The organism is Streptomyces diacarni (assembly GCF_003323715.1).
GTDB lineage: Bacteria > Actinomycetota > Actinomycetes > Streptomycetales > Streptomycetaceae > Streptomyces > Streptomyces diacarni.
On sequence record NZ_QOIN01000034.1, the window covers coordinates 22,896 to 44,512 of the forward strand.

Genomic DNA, 21,617 nt, shown 5'->3' on the forward strand with positions numbered 1-21,617 from the left:
TAACGGAACCGGCGCCCCGCACATGCCGGCACCGGCACCGGCACCGTCGACCCTTCACGGCCGCAGTTCGGCCGTCACGCACTTGACGCTGCCGCCGCCCTTGAGCAGTTCGGTGAGTGCGACGGGTACGGGTTCGTAACCACGGGCGCGCAGCGGTGCGAAGAGGCCTGTGGCCGCTTCTGGCAGGAAGACGTGGTGGCCGTCGCTGACGGCGTTGAGGCCGAGGGCGAGCGCGTCGGACTCGTCGGCGAGCAGCGCGTCGGGGAACAGCCGCGCGAGCACGGCCCGGCTGCCGGGGGAGAACGCGGCCGGGTGGTAGAGCACGTCCTCGGTGTCCGGGTCGAGGACGCACAGCGCGGTGTCGAGGTGGTAGTAGCGGGGGTCGACCAGGTCGAGGCCGATGACGGGCCGTCCGAAGAACTCCTGCGCCTCCCCGTGGGAGAGCGGGCTGCTGCGGAAGCCGCGCCCGGCCAGCAGCCAGGAGGCGGTGACGGCGAAGTCGCCCTCGCCCTCGTTGATGTGGGCGGGTTCGGTGACGTCGCCGAACCCGTGCGCGCGGTACCAGGCGCGGTGGGCCCGGGCTTCGGCGGCGCGTTCGGGGTGGGCGAACCGTGCGCCCAGCACGCGGCCCTCGATGACGGTGGCGCCGTTGGCGGCGTACACCATGTCGGGCAGGCCCGGCACCGGGTCGAGGAGCTCGACGGTGTGTCCGAGCGCGCGGTAGCGGTCGCGCAGCGCCTCCCACTGGGCGAGCGCGAGGGGCAGGTCCACGGGCTTGGCGGGGTCCATCCAGGGGTTGATGGAGTACGTGACGCGGAAGTGGACCGGAGGGCACATCAGATAGCGACGGGTTGCGTACATCTCGGGCTCCTCAGGGTGGTGCACACGATGCGGTATGCCGATGATTCCCCCTGAGGAGCCCTTTTGCGCGGGCAGTCGGACAACTGCGCGCCGGAGCGGCCCTGTTGTGCGGGCGCGCTCGCCGGCATCCCGCCTCAGTTCCGTCTCAGTCGCGCGACTCGCGGAGTCTGCGGAGCAGTTCGCGCTTCTGGGCGAGCGGGTCGGCGGTGCCGCCGGGGCCGTGGCCGCCGTGCCCGCCGTTGCCGCGCAGTTGCGTGCGGGACAGGTGGGACCGGGTCCCGCCGACGCCCAGCATCTTTCCGCCGCGTCCCTTGCTCATGAGTGTCTCCTCTCGTCGTGTCGACGGGTGGTCCGTCAGGCAACGGGGTCGAGACGTACCGTCTCGCCTTGTTGCCCTCCGAGGGTGCGGCGAGACGCCTCGTCTTGTCAAGACGGTTCGTCTCGTCTCTGTTCGCTGCTAGATTCGAGCCATGTCACCCGCGACCGCGAAGACCCCCGACGTCTCCCGCCGCAGCGAGCGCTCCCGCAAGGCGATCCTGCGGGCCAGCATGGAACTCGTCGGGGACGTCGGGTACCCGAAGCTGACCATCGAGGCCATCGCCGCCCGGGCGGGCGTCGGCAAGCAGACCATCTACCGCTGGTGGCCGTCGAAGGCGGCCGTACTGCTCGACGCGTTCACCGAGGTCGTCCACGACGACGACTACCAGGGCGGCCTGCCCGACACCGGCGACATCGAGGCCGACCTCAAGACCGTGCTGCGTGCCACCGCCGACGAGTTCTCCGACGCCGCGTTCGAGGCGCCCTACCGCGCGCTGGCCGTCGCCTCCGCCGCCGACGCCGCCCTCGCCGAACAGTTCGTGGCCCGGCTCCAGGAACCCGGCCTCGAGGTCTACGTCAGGCGGCTGCGCGCCGGGCAGGAGGCCGGCCAGATCGACCCCGGCCTGGATCTCGGCCTCGCCGTCGAGATGCTGCTCGGCCCGTTCCAGCAGCGCTGGCTCACCCGCTCGGGTCCGCTCACCCACGAGTTCACCGACCGTCTGGTCGAGATGGCGCTGCGGTCCTTCGCGCCCCGCGGATGACGCCGCCCCCCGCCGCCGCCCGCCTACGGACGGGCGGCCGCCGGTGCCAGGCTGCCCGGCTTGTCGGTGACGATGCCCTCGCAGCCCAGCTTCAGCATCCGGTCGCGGTCGGCGCGGCTGTTGACCGTGTGCGACCACACGTATGTGATGCCCGAGCGCACCGCCTTGCGCACGTGCCGGTCGGCCGTCTCGTGGTCGACGCTGAGCATGGTCACGTACGGCTTCCAGCGCTCCGGTCTGTCCTCGGCCATTTGCCGCGCCGAGCGCCACACGGCCGTCAGCAGACCCCGTGTGTGCGCCCGCTCGGCGACCTGGGGATCGTTGGACTCCACCAGCACCGAGTGGGACAGGTGCCGCTCCCGGATGAGCCGCGCCAGCCGCGGCAGCCCGGCCGGGTCCTTCAGCTCCAGCATCAGCAGGCCCTTCCCGCCGAACCGCTCCAGGATCTCGCGCACCGACGGCGGCCGCTCGGGGCGCCAGTGTCCCGGCAGCCCGCGCTGCGGGGTGATCCGGACGTCCTGCCAGTCGTTCCAGTCCAGCGCGCTGACCTTGCCGTGCTTGTCGGTGGTGCGGTCGAGCGTCGCGTCGTGCATGGCCACGAGCGTGCCGTCGCGCAGCTGCCGGATGTCGGTGTCCAGCACCCGCGCGTAGCCGCGCCGGAACGTCGCGGCGAGCCCCTGCATGCTGTTCTCCGGCACCTCCTTGGCGCCGCCCCGGTGCGCCGTGACGGTCGTGCCGGTCAGCTGGGGGGTGCCCGGCAGCCTTGCGTCGGCCCCGCCGTCGCTGTCCGCACCGCCCCCCTCGGGCCCCGGCCGTGCCCGGCCGCCCGCCGCGGCCCCCGCCGTCCCGGCCGCCCCGGAGGCTTCGGCCGCCGTCGCCGTCGCCGTCGCCGCCGTCGCCTCGTCGGTCCCCACCGCAGGCGCGGCCAGCGCGACCGCGAGCGCCACGGGGACCAACCGCACCATAGGGACGAAAGCCGCCTTTGTGACCATGGACCCAAGGTAGGGGGGACCCGGACGATCCGCCGGGCAGGACGCCCGGCCGGGTGGTCCTCACGAGTGACGCGGCCGACCCCGCGTGCCCGATCGCGCGATGGGCAGCGCAGGATAGGGGGAGTCATCCGTGATCCGCGGATTCCCCCTCAGCGCGCCGACGCGCTGCGTACCCTCGGAATGCACGATGCGCCCTGGCACCACAGTCGCGGAGTGAGGCGGTAGATGGAACGCGAGAGCAGGATCGCCCAGTGGCTGCGCCGCCGGGCCACCCGGGCGGAAGCCGCGCGCGGCGGCGACGGTTCCCCCGCATCCCCCGCGCGGTCGGCCTACGGGCGCGCGCCCCGGTCACGCCGCTGGTCACCACGCGGCCGAGCGGCCGCGGGCGCCGGCGAGGCCGCCGAAGAGCGCGCGGACCTCCTGCTCACGGCCGCCGAGGCCGGTTTCCCCCTCGCCCCGGCAGCCCACCCCTCCGGATACGGCTGCTCCTGCGTACGGATCGGCTGCCCCACCCCGGGACGGCACCCCGTCTCCTTCGCCTGGCAGACCCAGGCCACCACCGACCGCCCCCAGATCGAACGCTGGCTGCGCGCCGAACCCCAGGCCAACTTCATCACCGCCACGGGCCGCGCCCACGATGTCCTGGACGTGCCCGCCGAAGCCGGGTACGCGGCGCTGGCCCGGCTGGAGGAGCGGGAGCGCGCCGACGCGGACGGCGCCCCGGGCGGCGAGGCCCACTCCGGTGACGCCGAGGGCGCGGGCTCAGCACCCGCCGGTGACGACACAGGATCCGGACCCGGTGCCGCCGTCGAACCCGTGCTCGGACCCGTCGCGCTGCTGGGCGAGGACCGGATGCTCTTCTTCACCAGGACCCGGGGCAGGCCGGAGGACGAGGACGAGTGGTGGCCCTGCGAGCTGGACAGCCACCCCGAGACGATGGAGGAGCACCCCGGGCTGCGCTGGCACTGCCGGGGCAGCTACGTGCTGCTGCCGCCCTCCCGGCTGCCCGACCAGGACGAGGGGGTGCGCTGGCTGCGGCCTCCCGTCTCCGGTGCGCAGCTTCCCGAACCCCTCACGCTCCTGGAGACCCTCACCGACGCCTGCGCGGAGTACGCCATCACCGTGGACGGCCTGGAGGAGCGGGCGCCCTGGCCGGCGCGCTGAGCGCCGCGCTCCGCCCGGGACCGCGGGGCCGGGCCGGTGGCGCGGGGACTGGTGCGCCGGGCTCAGCTGCCGTGCGCTGAGGTCAGGCCCTCGACGCGGCTGAGGAAGGTCACCTTGCCGTTGGACTTCTTGGTCGGAACGGTCACGGCCTGCTCCGACATCCGCACATAGGTGACCGACTGCTTCGGTTTCCCCTTCATCAACGCCTTGACCAGGGGGTTCTTGATGTCGGGGTGGTAGCCGCGCGGCAGTGTCTGCTTGTGGTGGTGGCGGGTGGCGAAGAAGACCAGGGCGCCGCCGTCCTCGGTGCGGAGCCCGAAGGGCGCGTACCGCGGCGGCTTCGCCGCCTGGTCGGCGAACTCGTTGCGCACGTTCTTGCGCTTCCCCTCCTCGACGCGCTCCTCCCGCTGCTCGCTGGTGTGCGGACCCGCGGCGAAGTCGTCGCCCGCGCCCTCCTGCAGGTAGCGGGCGTACCGCCGGCTCAGCTCGTCGGGCGGCACGGTCAGTCCGGCGTCGCCGCCGGCGACCGGGACGGTCTTCACGTGGCCGTGCTCGTCCTCGGCGAACTCGGGCACCGCGTCGGTGTCGATCACGGACAGGTAGGAGGCCTTCCACGGCCCGTCGGCCCGGTCGCGCTGGAAGACGAACAGCCAGCGTCCCTGCCCTTCGCGGTTGCTCCGGGAGTCGGTGACGAAGAACTTGGGCCAGCCCGCCTGTTCCGGGATCAGGTAGCGGGTGTCGGTCAGCTTCAGGCGGTGGTAGTCGGGGTTGCCCTTGGGCCTGACCTTCTTGCGCGAGGTGAGCCCCGCCTGGTCGATGGCGCCGAGCGCGCCGGTCTCGATCGTCGCGTTGAGTTCGACGTCGTAGGCGGTGTTGGCACGGTTGTTCTTCTTCACGAACGCGGCGAGGACGTCGGCCGCCTCGGTCTTGCTCAGCGAGGGGACCACGGCGCTCTCACCGTGCACGGTGACGCAGCCGGTCAGCGAGGCGAGCAGCGCCCCCGCCGTCACGGTCGCCGCCAACGGTATGCGCGCGGGCCCCCGAGTCCTCGTCCCCTTCACCTGTTCGACCCCTCCCGGTGCTGTCGGCGAACGTGACCCTACCTTGCGGGGTGTGGCACCTCGCGCGGTGCCTGGCACAGTATGCGCGGCACACCGAGCGAGGGGGACACATGTCGTCGACCACACGAGCGGACGCGCCCTCGGGGGGATTCCGTACCGCTCTTTCGGCGTTACGGGCCGCGCAGAAGACATCGAGGGGGGTGTCCCTCTACTCGCGGTACGTCAACCGGCCTCTCGGCCGCGTCCTGGCCGCCGCCGCGCACCGGGTGGGGCTGACGCCGAACCTGGTCACGCTGGCGAGCGCCGTGTGCAGCTTCGCGGGGATCGCGGCCGTGGCGCTGGTGCGGCCTTCGTGGGGGCTGGGGGTGGCGGTCTGGGCCGCGCTCGTCGTCGGGTTCGCGCTGGACTCGGCGGACGGGCAGCTGGCCAGGTTGCGCGGCGGTGGCAGCCCGGCGGGCGAGTGGCTGGACCACGTCGTGGACTGCGCGAAGATCGTGGCGGTGCACGCCGCCGTGCTGATCTCCTTCCACCGCTTCGGCGCACTGCCCGGCGAGGGCTGGCTGGTGCTGCCGCTGGCCTTCCAACTGGTGGCGGTGCTGGTGTTCTTCGGCGGGCTGCTCACCGACAAGCTGCGGCCCCGCGGCGGGCGAGCGCGTGCGGCGCGGCCCCCTTCGACGTGGCGCGCGGTGGCGCTGCTGCCGGTCGACTACGGCGTCTTCTGCCTGCTGTTCCTGCTGCTGGGCGGCCCGGAGCTGTTCCGGGCCGCCTATGCCGTGCTGTTCGGGTGCTACGCGCTGTTCCTCGTCGCGTTCGGCGGCAAGTGGTTCAGGGAGCTGTCCGCGCCGACTCGGGCGTGACGGGCTCGGGTCCGGCCAGCGCGTCGAGGGCGCGGCGGAGCTGAGTGGAGGAGGTATGCATGGTGTACGGGAAGTAGACGATCTCGACGCCGACCGTACGGAAGTCCGCCTCCAGCCTGTCGCCCTTGGGCGTACCCCGCCAGTCGTCCCCCTTGAACAGGACGTCGAAGCGGACCTGCTGCCAGGTGACCAGTTTGTCCGGCACCGTCTCCACGAACGCGGCGTCCACGAAGCGGATGCTGCGCACGATCTGGAGGCGTTCGACGAGCGGGATGACGGGGGGTCTGCCCTTGGCGTGCTCGGCCATCTCGTCCGAGACCACGCCCGCGACCAGGTAGTCGCAGCGTGCGCGGGCGTGCCGCAGCAGGTTGAGGTGGCCGACGTGGAAGAGGTCGTAGGCGCCGGGCGCGTAGCCCACGGTGTGCGTCATGGCTGGTCCCCCCAGGACGTGTGCCTTCCCCGGCGGCGGCCGGGCGGTGCCCCGCCGCCCTGCACGGCCGCGGGTCGCATCGCTGCATGCAACCACAACCCGCAGGAAACGGGGACATGTTGGGGAAACCGCGCACCGCAGGCGCTACCCTGCCGGAGGGGGACGCGGGGGGAGCTCTCAGGGGAAACGAGAGGCGGACGTATGGGGGGGATTTCCATGGTGAAGGGCTTCGCCGCGCCCGCACGCCGGGTGCTGCTGGTGTCGACCAACTACGCACCCGAGCAGGCGGGCATCGGGCCGTACGCGGCGCAACTCGCCGAGCACTGGGCGGCACGGGACGGCTGGGAGGTGCACGTCCTGGCGGGGATGCCGCACTACCCCGCCTGGCGTACCGACCCCGCCTGGCGGGGCGTGTGGCGGGCGACGGAAGTGCGCGGCGGGGTACGCGTCCACCGCCGCAGGCACACCGTCCCGCCCCGGCAGACCGCGGCGCGGCGGGCGCTGTACGAGACGTCCATCCTCGCGCACGGGCTGCTCGCCCCGCCCCGCCTCGCGGGCCGACCCGACGTGGTCGTCGCGCAGCTGCCGAGCCTCGCCGGGGGCGTGCTGGCCGCCCGGCTGGCCCGCGCCGCCGGGGTGCCGTTCGTCCCCGTCGTGCAGGACCTGATGGGGGCCGCGGCCGCCCAGAGCGGCATCCGCGGCGGCGACCGCGCCGCCGCGCTCGCGGCGGGGATCGAACGCCGCGTCCTCGCCTCCGCGGCGCTCGTCGGCGTCATCCACGACAGCTTCACCGCCCGTGTCACCGCGCTGGGCGTGCAGGAGGCCCGGGTGCGTACCGTTCCCAACTGGACGCACATCGCCCCGCCCACACGCGCCCGTGCCGCCACCCGGGCCCGGCTCGGCTGGGGCGAGGACGAGACGGTGGTGCTGCACTCCGGGAACATGGGGCTCAAGCAGGGCCTGGAGGTCCTGATCGAGGCGGCCCGCCTGGCCCCCGGATTACGGGTCGTCCTGATGGGCGAGGGCAACCAGCGCGCCCGCCTCGCCCAACGGGCAGCCCCGCTGCCCAACGTGGACCTGCTGCCGCCCGCGGCCGAGGCCGACTTCCCCGACGTCCTGGCGGCCGCCGACGCCCTCGCCGTCACCCAGCGGGCCTCCGTCCTGGACATGAGCGTGCCGTCCAAGCTCACCTCCTACTTCGCCGCGGGACGCCCCGTCCTCGCCTCCGTCGCCGCCGAAGGCGGCACCGCGCACGAGGTGCGCCGCTCCGCCGCCGGACTCCTCGTACCGCCCGAGGATCCGGCCGCGCTCGCCGCCGCCGCCCGCGCCCTGGCCGCCGACCCGGCGCGCGCCGCCGCGCTCGGCGGCGCAGGCCGCGACTACGCCGCAGGACACCTCGGCCGCGAGGCGGGCCTGGCCCGCCTCACCGACCTGCTGGAAGAGGCACTCAGGATGCGACGGGCACGGCCACGGCGCGCAAGACGGCCCGCGAGATCCGGGGCGCCCGCCGCGCGCGGTGCGGCCCGCGGGGAAGGCGCCGCGGCATGACCACCCGTGACGGGCACCCGGCCGACGAAGCGGCGGGCTCGCCCGCGTACGACGAACCCGACCTGCTGCGCGACCAGTTCCGCCAACTCCTGCGCTACCGCTGGCTCATCGCGCTCGGCGTCGTCCTCGGGCTGCTCGGCGGCGGCTGGCTCGGCCTGCGCGGCGCCGACTCCTACGCCGCCACCACCGAGATCACCGTCCGCCCGCTGCCCACCGACAGCAGCGGCGAGAGCACCTCGGCCGGCGAGATCAGCATGGGCTCCGAGCGGCGCACCGCCTCCAGCAGCGTCGTCGCCGAGCGCGCGGCCCGCACCCTGGACACCCGCGCGGAGCCCGCCCGGCTGCTCGACGACCTCCAGGTCACCAACCCGCCCGAGACCCGCATGCTCCGCTTCGCCTACACCGCGCACAGCCCGGGCGCCGCCGCACGCGGCGCCGACGCCTTCGCACACGCCTACCTCGACAACCGCGAGAAGGACGCCGCCGACCGCGTCGCCGACATGGTCGACCGCTACGAGAAGCAGCGGGCACCCCTGACCAAGGAACGCGACCGGCTGGCCGAGGAGATCGCCTCGTCCGGCAAGGAGGGAGCGCTCGACGGCACCCTGTCCGCGCACTCCTCCGTCGTCAGCCGCATCGCCGAGATCAACGGCCGGATCAGCGACCTGCGCGCCGAGGACACCACACCGGGCCGCGTCGTCACCGAGGCCGCCGAGCCCACCGCCCCGTCGGGCCCCGGGCTGCCGCTGATGCTCGGGCTCGGTGCCGCCGTCGGCGTCGGGCTCGGCCTGCTCGCCGCCTGGGTACGGCTCGTCTTCGACCCGGCCGTACGCACCCCGGGCGACGTCGTGCGCGCCCTGCACGCCCCCGTCCTGGGCACCCTGCCGCGCCGCCGGCGCCGCGGCCGCCGCCAGGAGCGGCGCTCCCTGCTGGCCGACGGCCGGCTCGCCGAGGAGTACCGCTCGGTCGCCTTCCGGCTGGCCTACGACGAGACGTTCGCGCGCCGCCGACGCGTCCTCGTCGTCTCGCCGCGCGGCGGTATCGCCACCGCACTGGCCGCCTCCGTGAACCTGTCCGCCTCCTTCGCCGAAATGGGCAGGGAAGTGCTGCTCCTGGAGGCCGACCTGCGCACCCCCTCTCTGACCGAACGGCTGCGGCAGGCCGACGGCATCCAGCCGGGGTGGGCCCGCGCCCCCGGGCACGGCACCATCGGCTGGCCCGCGGGGCACCGCATCCCCATCGACGCGGGCGAGTCCGGCGTCTTCGACCTCGTCCCCGGCTACCGCGTCAGCAAGGTCTCCCGCGCGCTGACCTCCTCCGCCGTCACCCAGCTGATAGGGCACGCCGACGAGCGCGACGGGGTGCTGCTCGTCCTCGCCCCCGCCGTCCTCTCGTACGCCGACGCCATCGCGCTCATCGACCGGGTCGACTGCGTGCTCATCGTGTGCGACCCGCGCGAGGTGCGGCGGGACGACCTCGCGCGCGTGCGCGAACTCGTCGCGGGGGCGGGCGGCTCCGTGCTGGGCGCGCTGCTGCACGGGGAGGGCGCGGGGCCCGCCGCCCCGCGCGGCGGTGCGGCGCCGCCGCCCTCGTCGCCCGCGCGCAGGACCCACGCGGGCCCGCGCGAGACCGAGTTGACCCGGCAGGGTGTCGCCCTGCGCGTGACGGGCCGGTGACGGAGCCCGGGGAAGCGCGGCGCCCCGAGCGACGGCCAGGGACCGAGCGCGAAGCCCCGGGGGGCCGGGGCGGAACGGGAGGGCGGGCGGAAGCGGGGACCCCGCGGCGAGGGCGGCCCACCCGCACGGCCGCCCTCGCGTGCAGCGTCGCCGACCAGGGCGTGGCGGCCTGCACCAACATCGCCGTGCTCGTCGTCGCCGCCCGCCAGTCGACGGTGCACGCCTTCGCCACGTTCTCCCTCGTCTACACCGTCTTCACCGTCGTGCTCGGACTCACCGTCGCGTACGTCGGCCAGGCCCTCGTCCTGGAGAAGGGCGACCCGACCAGCGTCGCCGGAGCGTGCCGCTCGGCGGTGGCGTTCACCGCACCGGCCTCGGCCGCGCTCGGCCTGCCCACGGCGGCAGCGCTGTGGGCCGCCGGCGGCGGCGGAACGGCCACGGCGCTGGCCGCACTCGCGCTCGTGCTGCCGCTCGTCCTCACCCACGAGACCACCCGCTACGCCTTCTCCGCCCTGCACCGCCCCCACCACGCCCTCGGCGCCGACCTGCTCCGCCTGGTGGTGGCGGTGCCCGCGCTGGCCGTCCAGCCGCACGGCGCGAGCGCGCACCGGCTGCTGCTGGTCTGGGGGCTGGCCACGCTGCCCGCACTCGCCGCGGCCTCGCTGCTGCTGCGCCGGCACACCCGGGGCGCGGGCCAGGACCCGGCCCGCTATCTGCGCGCCGGGCATCTGGGACGCAGGTTCGCCGTGGAGTTCGGCGTCGGCAACGCGGGCACGCAGCTCGCGATCATCGGCCTGGGGCTGGTGGCGAACCCGCTCGCGGTGGGCGCGCTGCGCGGCGCGGCCACGCTCTACGGCCCGTTGAACGTCCTGTTCAACGCGGCCACCGGGTTCGGCCCTCCGCTCTTGCACCGCGCCGGCGGCGACCGGCGGGCCGCCCGCGCCGCGTGCGCCGCCGGAGGAGTGCTGGCCGTGGCGGCGGCCGCGTGGACGGCGGTGCTGGTGCTGCTGCCCGGCGCGTACGGGCGGGCGCTGCTGGGCGACACGTGGTCGGCCGCGTCCCGGCTGCTGCCCGCGACGGGCAGCCAGTACGCGGCGATGGCGCTGGGCACGTGCGGGCTGCTGGCCCTGCGGGTGCTGCGTCCGCGCACCACGCTGCCGATCCAGCTCGTCTTCTCCCTCGCGTCCGTCGGCTGCATGCTCGGCGGGTACGCGCTCGGCGGGGTGCTCGGCGCCGCCTGGGGGCTGTGCGCGGGCTCGGTGGCGAAGTGCGCGGCGAGCTGGTCGCGGGCCGCGCGGGTGCTGCGTGCGGGGGAGCGGGCCGAGGCCGGGGTCCTCACCTCGGCGAGCGCCGCGCCCGGCGGTCCTCGCGAAGCGTCGTGACGAACAGGACGCACAGCGCGGCGATGGCCACCCGGCCCATGCCCTGGAGCAGCGAGCCGCGCAGCAGAATGAAGCTGTACCCGGCGACGAGGGGCACGACGACGGCCGTGATGCTGCCAGGACCGGCCCGGCTCCGCGGCCCACCCGGGTGGGCGGCCGCGGCGGCGCCGTCCTCGGCCGTGCGCCGCGCGTACCGCCGGTCCGCGCGCGCGGCACCGTAGCCGACGGCGGCGAAGCCCAGCGCCATGCCGTAAGGGCCGAAGTCGAGCCAGAGCTCCGCCCACAGCGGGGAGGAGAGGTTCGGGTAGGGCATCCCCATCCACGTGCCGACGCGGGTGCCCGGGTCGTGGGGCTTGTCCTTCCACACCGAGCGGGGCACGAAGAACAGCGCGGTGCCGCTCAGTTGACGCCCCAAACTGTGTCCCTCGCCCGAGCCGACGAAGGTGACGGTGTTGGCGACCATGCCCACCTGGTCGTAGTCCTTCATGGTGAGCGGCTCCAGCAGCGAGTCCGTCGACCGGCTGGGCCGCTCTGTGCCCTCCTCGTAGCGGAACCGGTCGGCGAAGGGGAAGACGACCAGCGCGATCGCCACCCCGGTGGCCAGCGCGGCCCGGTACATCACGGGGCTGCGCGGGAACGCGGTGAACAGCAACGAGAACAGCACCGTCAGGAACCAGTAGCGCGGGTTGGACACCGGGTTGTTGACAACGACGTTGAGCGCCAGCATCGCCAGCCACAGCACGGGCACCAGCGGGCGGCGGCGCGCCGCCCGGGAGACGACCAGCCAGCGCGTGAGGAACAGCAGCGCCAGCAGCGCCGGCACGGTGCCGAAACCGCGCAGGAACGCCGAGCCCGCCTGCGAGGCGGCCTCCGCGTTCGCCGCGCCCAGACTCTCCCTGATCTCCTCGCGGTTGGAGAAGAAGACCGCGGGTCCGCCCAGTGTGCCGATCAGCAGGCCGCTGCACGCCAGTGCCAGCGCGCACAGCGCGTACAGGCGCCGGGTGTGGACCCGCGCGTGCGGCCTGCGGCGCTCCCGCATGCGGCCGCGCAGCGGTGGCCGGTGCCGCGCCACCAGCGCGCCCACGTCGAAGGCCACCATCCCGGCCAGGACGAGCGCCGAGGCGAGCACCGTGTCCGCGCGCGGGCCCACCACCGGTGTGGGTGTGCGGTCCAGCACCGTCTGCGCCAGGGGTGCGATGCCCATCGCGATGTAGCCGAACAGCCAGAACGCGCCCTGGATCAGGCGCCGGTGCGCGGTCAGCACCATGGCCGCCAGGCGGGTGCCCGCGTACGCGCAGGTGGCCGTCTGCAACCAGTAGACCGCGTCGTGGGATCCAGGGCCCGGCTGGGTGGCGACCGCCGCGGGGAGCACCGCCACGAGCGCCGCGACCAGCGGAATGGCGAGGGCGCGGGAGAGGACGGCGCGCGGGGCGGTGGGGGAGGGGAGGTGGTCGGGTGGCGCGGCGGTGCCGGCAGGCGCGCTCATGCTCCCCGCCCCCGCCGTGCCCCCGAGCGCCGTGCCTCCGAGCGCCGTGCCCCCGAGCGCCGTGCCTCCGAGCGCCGTGCCTCCGAGCGGAAATGGGAAAGCTCGGAGGAATTGCGGGCAAAGCCGGTAATATGCCTGCCAGTGGCGAGGGAGGGGACACCGATGAAAGCGCTGCACGTCGTGACGCTGCACACGCCCACGCACGACTTCGGAGGGCCCACGCGCGTGGCCCTCAACCTGTGCCGGGGCTTACGGGAGGCGGGCGAGGGCGCGGCCCTGGTCGCCCTCGGGGACGGCTTCCCGGGCACGCTGCCCCGCACGGTGGACGGCGTACCCGCCCGGCTCTTCCCGGCCCGGCACGTGCTGCCCCGGTTCGAGGTCAGCGGCATCACGTCCCCCGCTCTGCTCGCGGCGGCCCCCCGCCTGCTCCGCTCGGCGGACGTGGTGCACGTCCACCTGATGCGCGATCTGGTCACGCTTCCCGTGGCGATGATGGCAGCGCGCATGGGCCGCCCGCTGGTGTTGCAGACACACGGCATGATCGACCCGACCGAGAAACGCGTGGCGAAGGCCGTGGACGTGCTGGGCCTGCGCTGGGTGCTCGGACAGGCCGACGCGGTGCTCCACCTGACCGGAACCGAACGGGAGTTGACCGAGGCCGTGGCGGCGCCCGGCCCGATGGGGCCCGCGTACCGGCTGGTCAACGGGGTGGCGCCGCAGCCACCGCGCCCCGGGCCGCGAGCCGGGCGGCCGCCGACGGTGCTGTACTGCGCGCGGGTGCAGGAGGGCAAGCGGCCGCAGGACTTCGTCGCGGCGATGCCCACGGTGCTGGCCAGGTGCCCCGAGGCCCGGTTCGTCCTCGCGGGCCCCGACACGGGGGCGCTGGCCGGCGCGTTGCTGGCGCGGGCCGAGGCGCTGGGCGTGGGCCACGCGCTGGAGTACGTCGGCGCGCTGGACCACGCGGGCGTCATGGAACGGCTCCGCTCCAGCGACGTGTTCGTGCTGCCCTCCGTCAAGGACGCGTTCTCCGTCTCGGTGCTGGAGGCCCTGTCGGTGGGGCTGCCCGTCGTGGTGACCCGCACGAGCGGTCTGGCGCCGGACGTGGCGGCGGCCGGGGCGGGCCGGTTGGTGGACAGCGCACCGGAAGGGCCCGGCGCCGAGGAGAACGGGGCCAGGGTGGGCCGGGCCGTCCTGGAACTGCTGGACCCGGCGGCGGGCGAGGCCGCCTCCCGCGCGGCGTGGCGGCTGGCGCGCGAGCGCTTCACCCTGGACGCGGTCGTGGAGACGCTGCGCGGGGTGTACGCGGCGGCGTGCGAGCGGGTCAGCGCCGCCCCCTCGCCCCGGCTCCGGCTCCGGCGTCCGGCGGATCGGCCGCCTCGCGTGCCTTGAGCCCGATCTGCCACCGGTAGAAGCTCATCGCGAGCGCGTAGTCGAGCCCGGCGCGGCCGTCGAGGAAGCCGCGCCGGTAGACGTAGGCGTAGGCGAAGGACACCAGCGGTTTGAGCGGGGCCCGGTGGAAGAGGCGGCCCTGGCGGGTCTTGGCCTGCCGGATCTGCTCCCTCACCCGCGGATGCCCCTCCAGCCAGGCCTCCCAGTCCGAGTAGCGGTTGTGCCGCTCGAACCAGGTACGGACCGGATCGAGGTCCCGGTGTTCGAGGGGCGCGGCGAGACGGGCGGTCGTCGGGGCCAGCGGCTGGTAGTGGCCCTCCTGTTCGCCCATGCCGGGGGCGGCGAGGTCGTCGGGTTCGGGGAAGCGGCAGCGGGTGCGGTCCAGCAGCACGCGCTTGACGATCGTGTACCCGTGCCGCAGCCGGCGCCCGGCGAACCAGTAGCCCAGCGGGATGTCGAACGCGGCAGGGCGTACGGTGCGGCCCGGCGGCGGGGTGAAGACGCGCCGGATCTCGCGCAGCAGTTCCTCGCTGGGCGTCTCGTCGCCGTCGAGGAAGAGGACCCAGTCGACCTCGGGGTGGACGTGGTCCAGACACCACTGCTTCTTCTTCGGGTACCGGCCGTCCCAGGTGTAGGGCACCACTTCGGCGCCCTCGGCCTTGGCGAGGGCGCGGGTGTCGTCGGTGCTGTCGGAGTCGACCACCACGACGTGCGCGAAGTGGCCGATCACGGACCGCACGGTGCCCGCGATGTTGTGGGCCTCGTTCCTGGTCGGTATCGCGACGACGACGGGCAGTTTGTCCACGGTGGCTCTCTCCATGGCGTTCGGTCTCCTGGGGGCGGGCGCGGGGCGGGGTCACTTGCCCGCCGCCTCCAGCAGCGGGGCGAACTTCGGGCACAGGTGCCGGACAGCGGGTTCGGCCTGGTCGATCTCGCCGGCCTTCAGGGCGCTGATCGCGTCCTTCTCGCTGCTCTCGGCCGTCGTGGCGATCCGTTCACAGGCGGTGCGGCCCGCCTCCAGCACGGCGGCGGGCTCCAGCCCCCGCGGCACCCGGTCGACCAGATAGTCCTTCTCCTTCGTGGTGAAGGACCCGGTGGCGGGCGTCAGCCGGGAGCGGGGCACCTTCGCTGTGGCCTCGTCGTCGGGTGCGCCCCCGCCGTCCTTCGCGCGCGGGGACGCGCTCGCGCCGGGCGAGGCGGAGGCCGTCGCGGTGGCGCCGGGGCGGCCCGCGTGGTCGGATCCCTCGCCGTCGCCGTGCTGCCCGCCACCGTCCCCGCCGCATCCGGCCGTCAGCGCCAGGGCGGCCGCCACCAGGGCGGCCGCCGCGGCACGTGCGGCCTTGACGGTGCTCACGGCTTCCTGTACGTCAGCGTGAGCTTGGGGCCCGTGCCGCCCGACTCGCGGGCCCACAGCCACAGGCTGTCGCTGCCGGAGGAGGTCAGGGCCAGGTCGAGGGTGTCGCCCGCCGCGTCCTGGACCGCGCCCGCACGCAGCGGCACGTCGTAGTCCGTACGGGCGTCGGCCGCGCCGTCGAGGCTGCCCAGCGGCGTCTCGCCCACGGCGGGACGCTTCGCCCAGGTCACCTCCTTCTCCGACCAGGCGCCGGTCACCGGTACGACGTCTACGGTGTCGCCGCTCGCCGCGCTCGGCTCACTGCTGGTCGTGACGGTCAGCGTGGCCTCCTCCAGCGCCATCCCGCTGGGCGGGGACGGCACGTCGAAACGCACGTAACTGGCGTACGGCGACGAGCCGCGCACCGCGAGCTGCTGGTGCGTGCCGTACGTGGCGTTCACGGCAGCGCCGTTCACGTACGCGTCGGCCGTCGCCTCCCGTTCCAGCGTCGTCTCCGTCGGGGTGCCCGGCGTCTTCACCTTCGCCGCCTCGGAGCGGGCGCTGGTGTTGGTGCCGCCCGCGTCGCTCGCCGTGATCCGGTAGGAGTAGTCGGTGCCCGGCTTGACGGAGGTGTCGGTGAAGGTGACCGTCGGCCTCTCCCAGAACGTGGAGTCGGCCGTGACCGTGCCCACAGGGTCCTCGTCCCCGTTGCGGTAGACGCGGTAGGTCAGCTTCCGGTCGTCCAGGTCGGTGCTCGCAGGCCAGCTGACCCGCACACCCTTGGTGGTGTTGGCGGCCTTCACCCCGTCGGGCACGGAGGGAGCCCCGGTGTCCGGGCCGCTCGCGAAGCGCACCAGCCCTTGCTGCGGCCTGTTGCCGTCGCTGGTGATGCGGGTGAACGCCCCGCCCACCCACATGTAGTCCTTGCCGCCGCCGGAGGAGACGACCATGGCGCGCGGCCCCACCTGCTCGACGCTCAGCGGCCCGTCGTCGGTGTCGGGGAACCACGACAGCAGCGGTGTCGGATCGTCGACCGACTCCGCCAACAGGTGCTGCCGCTCGTGCAGTTCGGGGAACTGGCCCATGCTCTCGCAGTTGTGCGCGTGCGAGCTGCTGTAGAGCACGCCCTTGTAGACGGCCAGGTCCTGGGTGGCGCCCAGACAGGTGTCGCGCCAGCGCTGCTCGAAGTCGTCGAGGTCGAGCGCGATCCGGCCGTCGAACACACCGCCGCCCGTGCCCTCGTTGCCGGTGTAGATCCCGGTCTCGTCCACGTAGAGGCCCTTGACCACGCTGTTGCGGGGCACGAACCGGTTCGGGTAACTCTTCCGCAGCGCGCCCGACGAGGCGTCCACGACCGCCAGCGCGTGCGAGTCTGCTCCGCGCACCCGTTCGAAGTCGCCGCCCAGCACCACGCTCTTCCCGTCCGGCGTGACCTCCACCGCACGGCCCGTCTTGTCCGCGTCCGCTTTCCAGGACTTCAACGTCCCCTCGGTGCCGACCGCCGCGAACTTGGCCCGCTTCTCCCCCTCCACCGTGGTGAAGTCACCGCCGAGGTAGACGGTGTCGTCCGTGGCGGCCAGCGCGTGCACCGGCGCCGAGACCGTCAACTGGAAGCCGGACCTGACCTTGCACGACGGCAGGTCGATGGCGGCCACCCGGCTGGCGTTCGTCCCGTTGACGGCGGCGAAGTTCCCGCCCGCGTACAGGGTCTTCCCGTCAGGCGAGACCGTCAGCGCCCGCACGGTGGCCGTGCCGCTGCCCACCGTGAAGTGCAAACGGCAGTCCGTCGGCTCGCCGGTCGCCGCGTCGAACGCCGCGAAGTTGACGGCCTCGCGCTCCTTCGCGCCCGGCGCCGCGCCCGGCGGACGGATCGCGGAGAAGGTGCCGCCCGCGAAAACCGTGCCGTTCGCCTGGGCCATCGCCCACACGACGCCGTTCGTCTGCCACGTCGGTAAGGTGTCCGCGGTCATCGCCACCGGCGGTGTGAGGGCCGCCGCCTGGTGGGCGCCCCGCTCGGTGAGCGCGGGCACCGCCGTCGTGGCCGCCGCCACGGCCAGTACGGTCGCGGCCACGGCCGCCTTGCGAGCCCCCGCCGTGCGAAGGGTCCTCGTTCGTCTCACTGTGCTCCCCAATTGCTGTGGTTGATGCGTGTCCCCGGCCGGGGACACCCGGCGTCACCGGTGCCGCGCGCCCCCGTCCTGGGGCACCCGGCGTCACCGGCGGTCGACGCGCACCGCCTCGCCCGACAACTCCGCCTCCAGCGCGGCGATGTCGGCCTCGACCATGACCCGTGCCAACTCCGCCCACGTGACGCGCGGCTTCCACCCGAGCAGGTCGTGCGCCTTCGCCGCGTCACCGATGAGCGCGTCCACCTCGCTGGGCCGCTCGTAGGCGGGGTCGAACCGCACGTGCTCGCGCCAGTCGAGCCCGCCGGCGAGGAACGCCTCCTGCAGGAAGGCCCGCACGGTGGTGGCGGACCCCGTGGCCACCACGTAGTCGTCCGGCCGCTGCGCCTGCAGCATCAGCCACATGGCCTCGACGTACTCGGGCGCGTAGCCCCAGTCCCGCACCGCGTCGAGGTTGCCCAGGTAGAGGCGCTGCTGCAGCCCAGCCCTGATGCGGGCGACGGCCCGGGTGATCTTGCGGGTCACGAACGTCTCGCCGCGGCGCGGGGACTCGTGGTTGAAGAGGATGCCGTTGACCGCGAACAGGTCGTAGGCCTCCCGGTAGTTGACCGTCGCCCAGTATCCGAAGACCTTCGCGCAGCCGTACGGGCTGCGCGGGTGGAAGGGCGTCGCCTCGTTCTGCGGGGGAGGGGCCGCGCCGAACATCTCGGAGGAGGAGGCCTGGTAGATGCGGGTGTCGATGCCGCTGGCCCGGATCGCCTCCAGCAGCCGCAGGGTCCCCATGGCGGTGACGTCGCCGGTGTAGAGCGGCGAGTCGAAGGAGACGCGCACGTGGGACTGGGCGCCGAGGTTGTAGACCTCGTCGGGGCGCAGGTCGCGCAGGAGATTGACGAGGGCGACACCGTCGGCGAGGTCGGCGTGGTGGAGGACGAGGGAGCGGCCCTCGTCGTGCGGGTCCTCGTACAGGTGGTCGATCCGGCCGGTGTTGAAGGAGGAGGAACGGCGGAGCAGGCCGTGCACCGTGTAGCCCTTCTCCAGCAGCAGTTCGGTCAAGTACGAACCGTCCTGGCCTGTGATGCCGGTGATCAGCGCGCTCCTGCCCGTGCTGTCGCCCGCGCTCTTGCCTCTGCTCTTGTGTGCGCTCGGGCCCACGCTGTTGCCCACGCTCTTGCCCATGTGGCGCCGCCCTCAGTGGTGTGTGTCCGTGGTGGTGGGGACATCTGCCGTGCTCTCGACCGGTCCCTGGATGACGGTCTCATCCGGTGCGCGAGTTTCGTACTCTTTGCCGTTTATCTGTCTGTACGGGGCTGTTGGGTGGCACAATGCGACGCCATGACGCCGACGCCGCGCACGACGCCCGCGCACACCACCCCGCGATCCGCCCCGGTCCCCGGCCCCGTTCCCGCCCCCGCTCCTGTCCCCGCCCCCGTCGTCGCGGCCGGAACGCTGCTGCCGGACCGCGCCCGTGTCGTCGTCGCCGGCCACCGCGGCCTGGTCGGCTCCGCCGTGGCCCGCCGCCTGGCGGCCGACGGCTACGAGGTGCTGACCCGCGACCGTGCCACCCTCGACCTGCGCGACGCGCCCGCCACCGCGCGCTGGCTGAGCGAGGCGCGTCCCCACGCGGTCGTCCTGGCGGCCGCCAAGGTCGGCGGCATCATGGCCAACAAGACGCAGCCCGTGCCGTTCCTGGAGGACAACCTGCGCATCCAGCTCAGCGTCATCGCGGGCGCCCACGCGGCGGGCATTCCCCGGCTGCTCTTCTTGGGCTCGTCCTGCATCTACCCCAAGCACGCGCCGCAACCGATCACCGAGGACGCCCTGCTCACCGGCGCCCTGGAGCCGACGAACGAGCCGTACGCGCTCGCCAAGATCGCGGGCATCACCCAGGTCCGCGCCTACCGTGAGCAGTACGGCGCCGCCTACATCAGCGCGATGCCGACCAACCTGTACGGCCCCGGCGACAACTTCGACCCGGAGACCTCGCACGTGCTGCCCGCTCTCGTGCGCCGTCTCCACGAGGCGAAGCGGGACGGGGCGCCCGAGGTGGCGCTGTGGGGCAGCGGCACGCCGCGCCGCGAGTTCCTGCACGTCGACGACCTGGCGCGGGCCTGCGTCCTGCTGCTGCGGGACTACGACGGGCCCGAGCCGGTCAACGTCGGCTGCGGGCAGGATCTGACCATCGCCGCGCTCGCCGAGACCGTGCGCGACGTGGTCGGCTACCGGGGGCGCGTCACCTGGGACACGGACCGGCCTGACGGCACCCCGCGCAAACTTCTCGACGTCAGCCGCCTGTTCGCGCTCGGTTTCCGGCCGCGGGTGCCGCTGCGGGAGGGCATCCGCGCGACGTACGAGTGGTGGCAGGAGGCGGAGCCGTCCGCCCTGCGGAAAGGGCGCTGAGGGCCGCGAGGGCGGTGAGGGCCGGGTCGGCCGGGGGCTGCGGCGGGTGCGTGACCCTTCGGGGGTGCGTAACGCTTTGAGGATTTGGGGGTCCATTCAGTATGCGCCTCTTCCGTCCACCACGGCCCGCACGGTGCGGGCCAGCAGGTCCAGGTCCGTCGTCAGCGACCAGTTGTCCGCGTAGCGCAGGTCCAGCGCCAGGCTCTCGTCCCACGAGAGGTCCGAGCGGCCGCTCACCTGCCACGGCCCGGTCAGCCCGGGCCGCACCGCCAGCCTCCGCAGCGCCGTCGTCCCGTAGTCCGCCACCTCCTCCGGCAGCGGAGGCCGCGGGCCCACGAGCGACATCTCCCCGCGCACCACGTTCACCAACTGCGGCAGCTCGTCCAGCGAGGTGCGCCGCAGCACCCGGCCCACGCGGGTCACCCGCGGGTCGGCCCGCATCTTGAACAGTGGGCCGTCCACCTCGTTGGCGGCGGCCAGTTGCGGCCGCAGCCGGTCGGCGCCAACGGACATGGAGCGGAACTTCCACATGGTGAACGGCGTGCCGCGGTGGCCGACGCGGGTCTGCCGGTAGAGCGCGGGCCCGGGGGAGTCGAGCCGTACGGCCAGCGCCACGAGCGCGAACAGCGGCGCCAGCAGCGCCAGTCCGAGCGCGGCACCGACCCGGTCCAGCACGGACTTGAGCGCGAGTTGCGGGCCGCGCCGCACCGGCGGCTCGACGTGCAGCAGGTGGAGCCCCGCAGCGGTGGAGGGGCGTACCCGGCGCAGCGCCACATCCGCCAGCCCGGAGGCGATGACCAGCGGCAGCCCCGCGTCCTGCACCGCCCACGTCAGCGTGCGCAACCGCTCGCCGCACAGCAGTGCCCCGGGCACCGCCAGCACCGTCTCGGCCCGGTGCAGCCGGATGGCCGCCAGAACGGCCGCACCGTCGGCAGCGCCGTTGTCCCCGCCGCTCCCGGGCGGTGCGGCTTCCAGCTGCCCGGCCTCGGGAACGCCGCTGCGGGGTGCCGCTCCGCCGACCTGCACGGCGCCGATGACGACGTAGGGGTGGTCCGTGCGGCTGGCCAACTGCTCCACCACCCGGTCCACGGCGCCGCCCTCGCCGACCACCAGCGCCCGTCGCACGGCGTGCGCCTGGCGGCGCTGCGCCGTCAGGTGCCGGTGTGTCATCGAGCGGCATGCCGCCGTGAGGAGCGGCGCGGGCGTCAGCGCCGCCAGGGCGACGGCGGGCGGGGAGCTCTCGCCGGTCACCACGCGGACGACGGCGAGCACCCCGACGAGCGTGAGCCAGTCGTGCACCGTCGCCAGCAGTCCCCTGGTCTCACCCAGCCAGCGGCGGCCGTAGCGCTGATGGGCGGCCAGTATGCCCAGCCAGCACATGCCGACCGTCATCGAGGCGGCGGCCGTGTGTGGATGCCCCGCATGGTGGAAGAGCAGCGCCACGGGCAGCGCGCTCCCCATGGCGTCGGCGGCCAGCGCGACGGGCCGGTACCAGCCGGACTTCTCCCCGCTGGCGGTGACGTCTCCGGCCGGCAGGTCACCGCTGTGGCCGCCACCGGTGCCGAGGGTCTCGGCCGGTGCGCCGCCGGTGCGGATGCTGCCTGCCCGTGCGCTGCGCAGCGGTGCCGGTACGGCTGTGGCCCCTCTGCCGGGCTCCGGCTCGGCCGGCTCCCCCACCTCGGACACAAACGCGAAGTCGCGCCGCATGAACCCCCCAGGTACGCGGAACCCCCACACAGCGCACAGAAACGCCACGTTTGTGGTGAGGCGCCGACATCCACCAGACCTTAAGGCATATGAGTACGCTGCGTGGCCATCTGCTCACTTCCTCGCGAG

Annotated in this window: 19 protein-coding genes; 8 read left to right on the forward strand and 11 right to left on the reverse strand. The window is 74.1% G+C overall.

Annotated features, from left to right (window positions below; translation table 11 throughout):
* Nucleotides 1-54: 54 nt before the first annotated feature.
* Both ddaH and DTL70_RS33430 read right to left on the reverse strand, forming a co-directional pair.
* A complete protein-coding gene (gene ddaH, locus DTL70_RS06845; RefSeq protein ID WP_114018515.1) occupies nt 55-861 on the reverse strand; it encodes a dimethylargininase in 807 nt (268 codons plus the stop codon).
* Between the two features lie 145 nt (nt 862-1,006).
* On the reverse strand, nt 1,007-1,180 hold the full coding sequence (locus tag DTL70_RS33430) for a DUF6243 family protein (protein WP_181860818.1): 174 nt from the start codon (nt 1,178-1,180) through the stop codon (nt 1,007-1,009).
* 151 nt (nt 1,181-1,331) lie between these two features.
* Here DTL70_RS33430 and DTL70_RS06850 point away from each other — a divergent pair, with 151 nt between their 5' ends.
* On the forward strand, nt 1,332-1,940 hold the full coding sequence (locus DTL70_RS06850; protein ID WP_114020957.1) for a TetR/AcrR family transcriptional regulator: 609 nt from the start codon (nt 1,332-1,334) through the stop codon (nt 1,938-1,940).
* A 23-nt stretch (nt 1,941-1,963) separates the two neighbouring features.
* Here DTL70_RS06850 and DTL70_RS06855 read toward each other — a convergent pair whose 3' ends face one another.
* Nucleotides 1,964-2,932: a glycerophosphodiester phosphodiesterase gene (locus DTL70_RS06855; RefSeq protein ID WP_342776463.1), complete on the reverse strand. Its 969-nt coding sequence runs from the start codon at nt 2,930-2,932 to the stop codon at nt 1,964-1,966.
* Between the two features lie 225 nt (nt 2,933-3,157).
* Here DTL70_RS06855 and DTL70_RS06860 point away from each other — a divergent pair, with 225 nt between their 5' ends.
* On the forward strand, nt 3,158-4,096 hold the full coding sequence (locus DTL70_RS06860) for a bifunctional DNA primase/polymerase (RefSeq protein WP_114020958.1): 939 nt from the start codon (nt 3,158-3,160) through the stop codon (nt 4,094-4,096).
* A gap of 62 nt (nt 4,097-4,158) precedes the next feature.
* Here the strand turns inward: DTL70_RS06860 and DTL70_RS06865 are convergent, their stop codons facing one another.
* Nucleotides 4,159-5,157, reverse strand: coding sequence for an SCO2278 family lipoprotein (locus tag DTL70_RS06865; RefSeq protein WP_484421897.1), 999 nt, complete (start codon nt 5,155-5,157; stop codon nt 4,159-4,161).
* A gap of 110 nt (nt 5,158-5,267) precedes the next feature.
* On the opposite strand from DTL70_RS06865, the gene DTL70_RS06870 reads away from it, so the two are divergent.
* Nucleotides 5,268-6,014, forward strand: coding sequence for a CDP-alcohol phosphatidyltransferase family protein (locus DTL70_RS06870; RefSeq protein ID WP_114020959.1), 747 nt, complete (start codon nt 5,268-5,270; stop codon nt 6,012-6,014).
* On the opposite strand, the gene DTL70_RS06875 is transcribed toward DTL70_RS06870, so the two are convergent.
* Nucleotides 5,983-6,444 (reverse strand): FAD synthase family protein, encoded by a 462-nt coding sequence (locus DTL70_RS06875; protein WP_114020960.1) that lies wholly within the window; start codon nt 6,442-6,444, stop codon nt 5,983-5,985. The two genes, DTL70_RS06870 and DTL70_RS06875, sit on opposite strands and share 32 nt — an antisense overlap.
* Before the next feature lie 201 nt (nt 6,445-6,645).
* Here DTL70_RS06875 and DTL70_RS06880 point away from each other — a divergent pair, with 201 nt between their 5' ends.
* The 3 genes from DTL70_RS06880 (at nt 6,646) to DTL70_RS06890 (ending at nt 11,050) form a co-directional block, all read left to right on the forward strand.
* Complete coding sequence (locus DTL70_RS06880) at nt 6,646-7,992, forward strand: glycosyltransferase (protein ID WP_245979073.1); 1,347 nt, start codon at nt 6,646-6,648, stop codon at nt 7,990-7,992.
* Complete coding sequence (locus DTL70_RS06885; protein WP_114020962.1) at nt 7,989-9,668, forward strand: lipopolysaccharide biosynthesis protein; 1,680 nt, start codon at nt 7,989-7,991, stop codon at nt 9,666-9,668. Before DTL70_RS06880 ends, DTL70_RS06885 begins: the two co-directional genes overlap by 4 nt.
* A 161-nt stretch (nt 9,669-9,829) precedes the next feature.
* Complete coding sequence (locus DTL70_RS06890; protein ID WP_114020963.1) at nt 9,830-11,050, forward strand: MATE family efflux transporter; 1,221 nt, start codon at nt 9,830-9,832, stop codon at nt 11,048-11,050.
* Here the strand turns inward: DTL70_RS06890 and DTL70_RS06895 are convergent.
* On the reverse strand, nt 11,004-12,536 hold the full coding sequence (locus DTL70_RS06895; protein ID WP_114021096.1) for an oligosaccharide repeat unit polymerase: 1,533 nt from the start codon (nt 12,534-12,536) through the stop codon (nt 11,004-11,006). The genes DTL70_RS06890 and DTL70_RS06895 overlap by 47 nt on opposite strands.
* Before the next feature lie 162 nt (nt 12,537-12,698).
* On the opposite strand from DTL70_RS06895, the gene DTL70_RS06900 reads away from it, so the two are divergent.
* Nucleotides 12,699-13,925 (forward strand): glycosyltransferase, encoded by a 1,227-nt coding sequence (locus tag DTL70_RS06900; protein WP_114020964.1) that lies wholly within the window; start codon nt 12,699-12,701, stop codon nt 13,923-13,925.
* Here the strand turns inward: DTL70_RS06900 and DTL70_RS06905 are convergent.
* The 4 genes from DTL70_RS06905 to gmd form a co-directional block, all read right to left on the reverse strand.
* On the reverse strand, nt 13,858-14,730 hold the full coding sequence (locus DTL70_RS06905) for a glycosyltransferase family 2 protein (protein WP_114021097.1): 873 nt from the start codon (nt 14,728-14,730) through the stop codon (nt 13,858-13,860). The two genes, DTL70_RS06900 and DTL70_RS06905, sit on opposite strands and share 68 nt — an antisense overlap.
* A 51-nt stretch (nt 14,731-14,781) precedes the next feature.
* The gene (locus DTL70_RS06910) at nt 14,782-15,279 is read right to left on the reverse strand and encodes a hypothetical protein (protein ID WP_114020965.1); all 498 of its coding nucleotides are present in this window, start codon (nt 15,277-15,279) and stop codon (nt 14,782-14,784) included.
* Nucleotides 15,276-17,330 carry a CBM96 family carbohydrate-binding protein gene (locus tag DTL70_RS06915; protein ID WP_425470324.1) on the reverse strand — a complete coding sequence of 685 codons (2,055 nt, stop codon included), beginning with the start codon at nt 17,328-17,330 and terminating at the stop codon, nt 15,276-15,278. Before DTL70_RS06915 ends, DTL70_RS06910 begins: the two co-directional genes overlap by 4 nt.
* 141 nt (nt 17,331-17,471) lie before the next feature.
* Nucleotides 17,472-18,560 carry a GDP-mannose 4,6-dehydratase gene (gene gmd / locus DTL70_RS06920; RefSeq protein WP_245979074.1) on the reverse strand — a complete coding sequence of 363 codons (1,089 nt, stop codon included), beginning with the start codon at nt 18,558-18,560 and terminating at the stop codon, nt 17,472-17,474.
* Between the two features lie 156 nt (nt 18,561-18,716).
* Between gmd and DTL70_RS06925 the strand changes: the two genes are divergently transcribed.
* Nucleotides 18,717-19,781: a GDP-L-fucose synthase family protein gene (locus DTL70_RS06925; RefSeq protein ID WP_114020967.1), complete on the forward strand. Its 1,065-nt coding sequence runs from the start codon at nt 18,717-18,719 to the stop codon at nt 19,779-19,781.
* A gap of 96 nt (nt 19,782-19,877) precedes the next feature.
* On the opposite strand, the gene DTL70_RS06930 is transcribed toward DTL70_RS06925, so the two are convergent.
* On the reverse strand, nt 19,878-21,488 hold the full coding sequence (locus DTL70_RS06930; protein ID WP_114020968.1) for a sugar transferase: 1,611 nt from the start codon (nt 21,486-21,488) through the stop codon (nt 19,878-19,880).
* Nucleotides 21,489-21,617 lie beyond the last annotated feature (129 nt).

What these genes read in the sequence shown, in the direction of transcription:
- DTL70_RS33430 (WP_181860818.1), bottom strand. Translation starts at nt 1,180, where the DNA reads ATGAGCAAGGGACGCGGCGGAAAGATGCTGGGCGTCGGCGGGACCCGG.
- DTL70_RS06925 (WP_114020967.1), top strand. Translation starts at nt 18,717, where the DNA reads ATGACGCCGACGCCGCGCACGACGCCCGCGCACACCACCCCGCGATCC.
- DTL70_RS06880 (WP_245979073.1), top strand. Translation starts at nt 6,646, where the DNA reads ATGGGGGGGATTTCCATGGTGAAGGGCTTCGCCGCGCCCGCACGCCGG.
- DTL70_RS06875 (WP_114020960.1), bottom strand. Translation starts at nt 6,444, where the DNA reads ATGACGCACACCGTGGGCTACGCGCCCGGCGCCTACGACCTCTTCCAC.
- gmd (WP_245979074.1), bottom strand. Translation starts at nt 18,560, where the DNA reads ATGGGCAAGAGCGTGGGCAACAGCGTGGGCCCGAGCGCACACAAGAGC.
- DTL70_RS06855 (WP_342776463.1), bottom strand. Translation starts at nt 2,932, where the DNA reads ATGGTCACAAAGGCGGCTTTCGTCCCTATGGTGCGGTTGGTCCCCGTG.
- DTL70_RS06885 (WP_114020962.1), top strand. Translation starts at nt 7,989, where the DNA reads ATGACCACCCGTGACGGGCACCCGGCCGACGAAGCGGCGGGCTCGCCC.
- DTL70_RS06895 (WP_114021096.1), bottom strand. Translation starts at nt 12,536, where the DNA reads ATGAGCGCGCCTGCCGGCACCGCCGCGCCACCCGACCACCTCCCCTCC.
- DTL70_RS06930 (WP_114020968.1), bottom strand. Translation starts at nt 21,488, where the DNA reads ATGCGGCGCGACTTCGCGTTTGTGTCCGAGGTGGGGGAGCCGGCCGAG.
- DTL70_RS06900 (WP_114020964.1), top strand. Translation starts at nt 12,699, where the DNA reads ATGAAAGCGCTGCACGTCGTGACGCTGCACACGCCCACGCACGACTTC.
- DTL70_RS06850 (WP_114020957.1), top strand. Translation starts at nt 1,332, where the DNA reads ATGTCACCCGCGACCGCGAAGACCCCCGACGTCTCCCGCCGCAGCGAG.
- DTL70_RS06870 (WP_114020959.1), top strand. Translation starts at nt 5,268, where the DNA reads ATGTCGTCGACCACACGAGCGGACGCGCCCTCGGGGGGATTCCGTACC.
- ddaH (WP_114018515.1), bottom strand. Translation starts at nt 861, where the DNA reads ATGTACGCAACCCGTCGCTATCTGATGTGCCCTCCGGTCCACTTCCGC.
- DTL70_RS06860 (WP_114020958.1), top strand. Translation starts at nt 3,158, where the DNA reads ATGGAACGCGAGAGCAGGATCGCCCAGTGGCTGCGCCGCCGGGCCACC.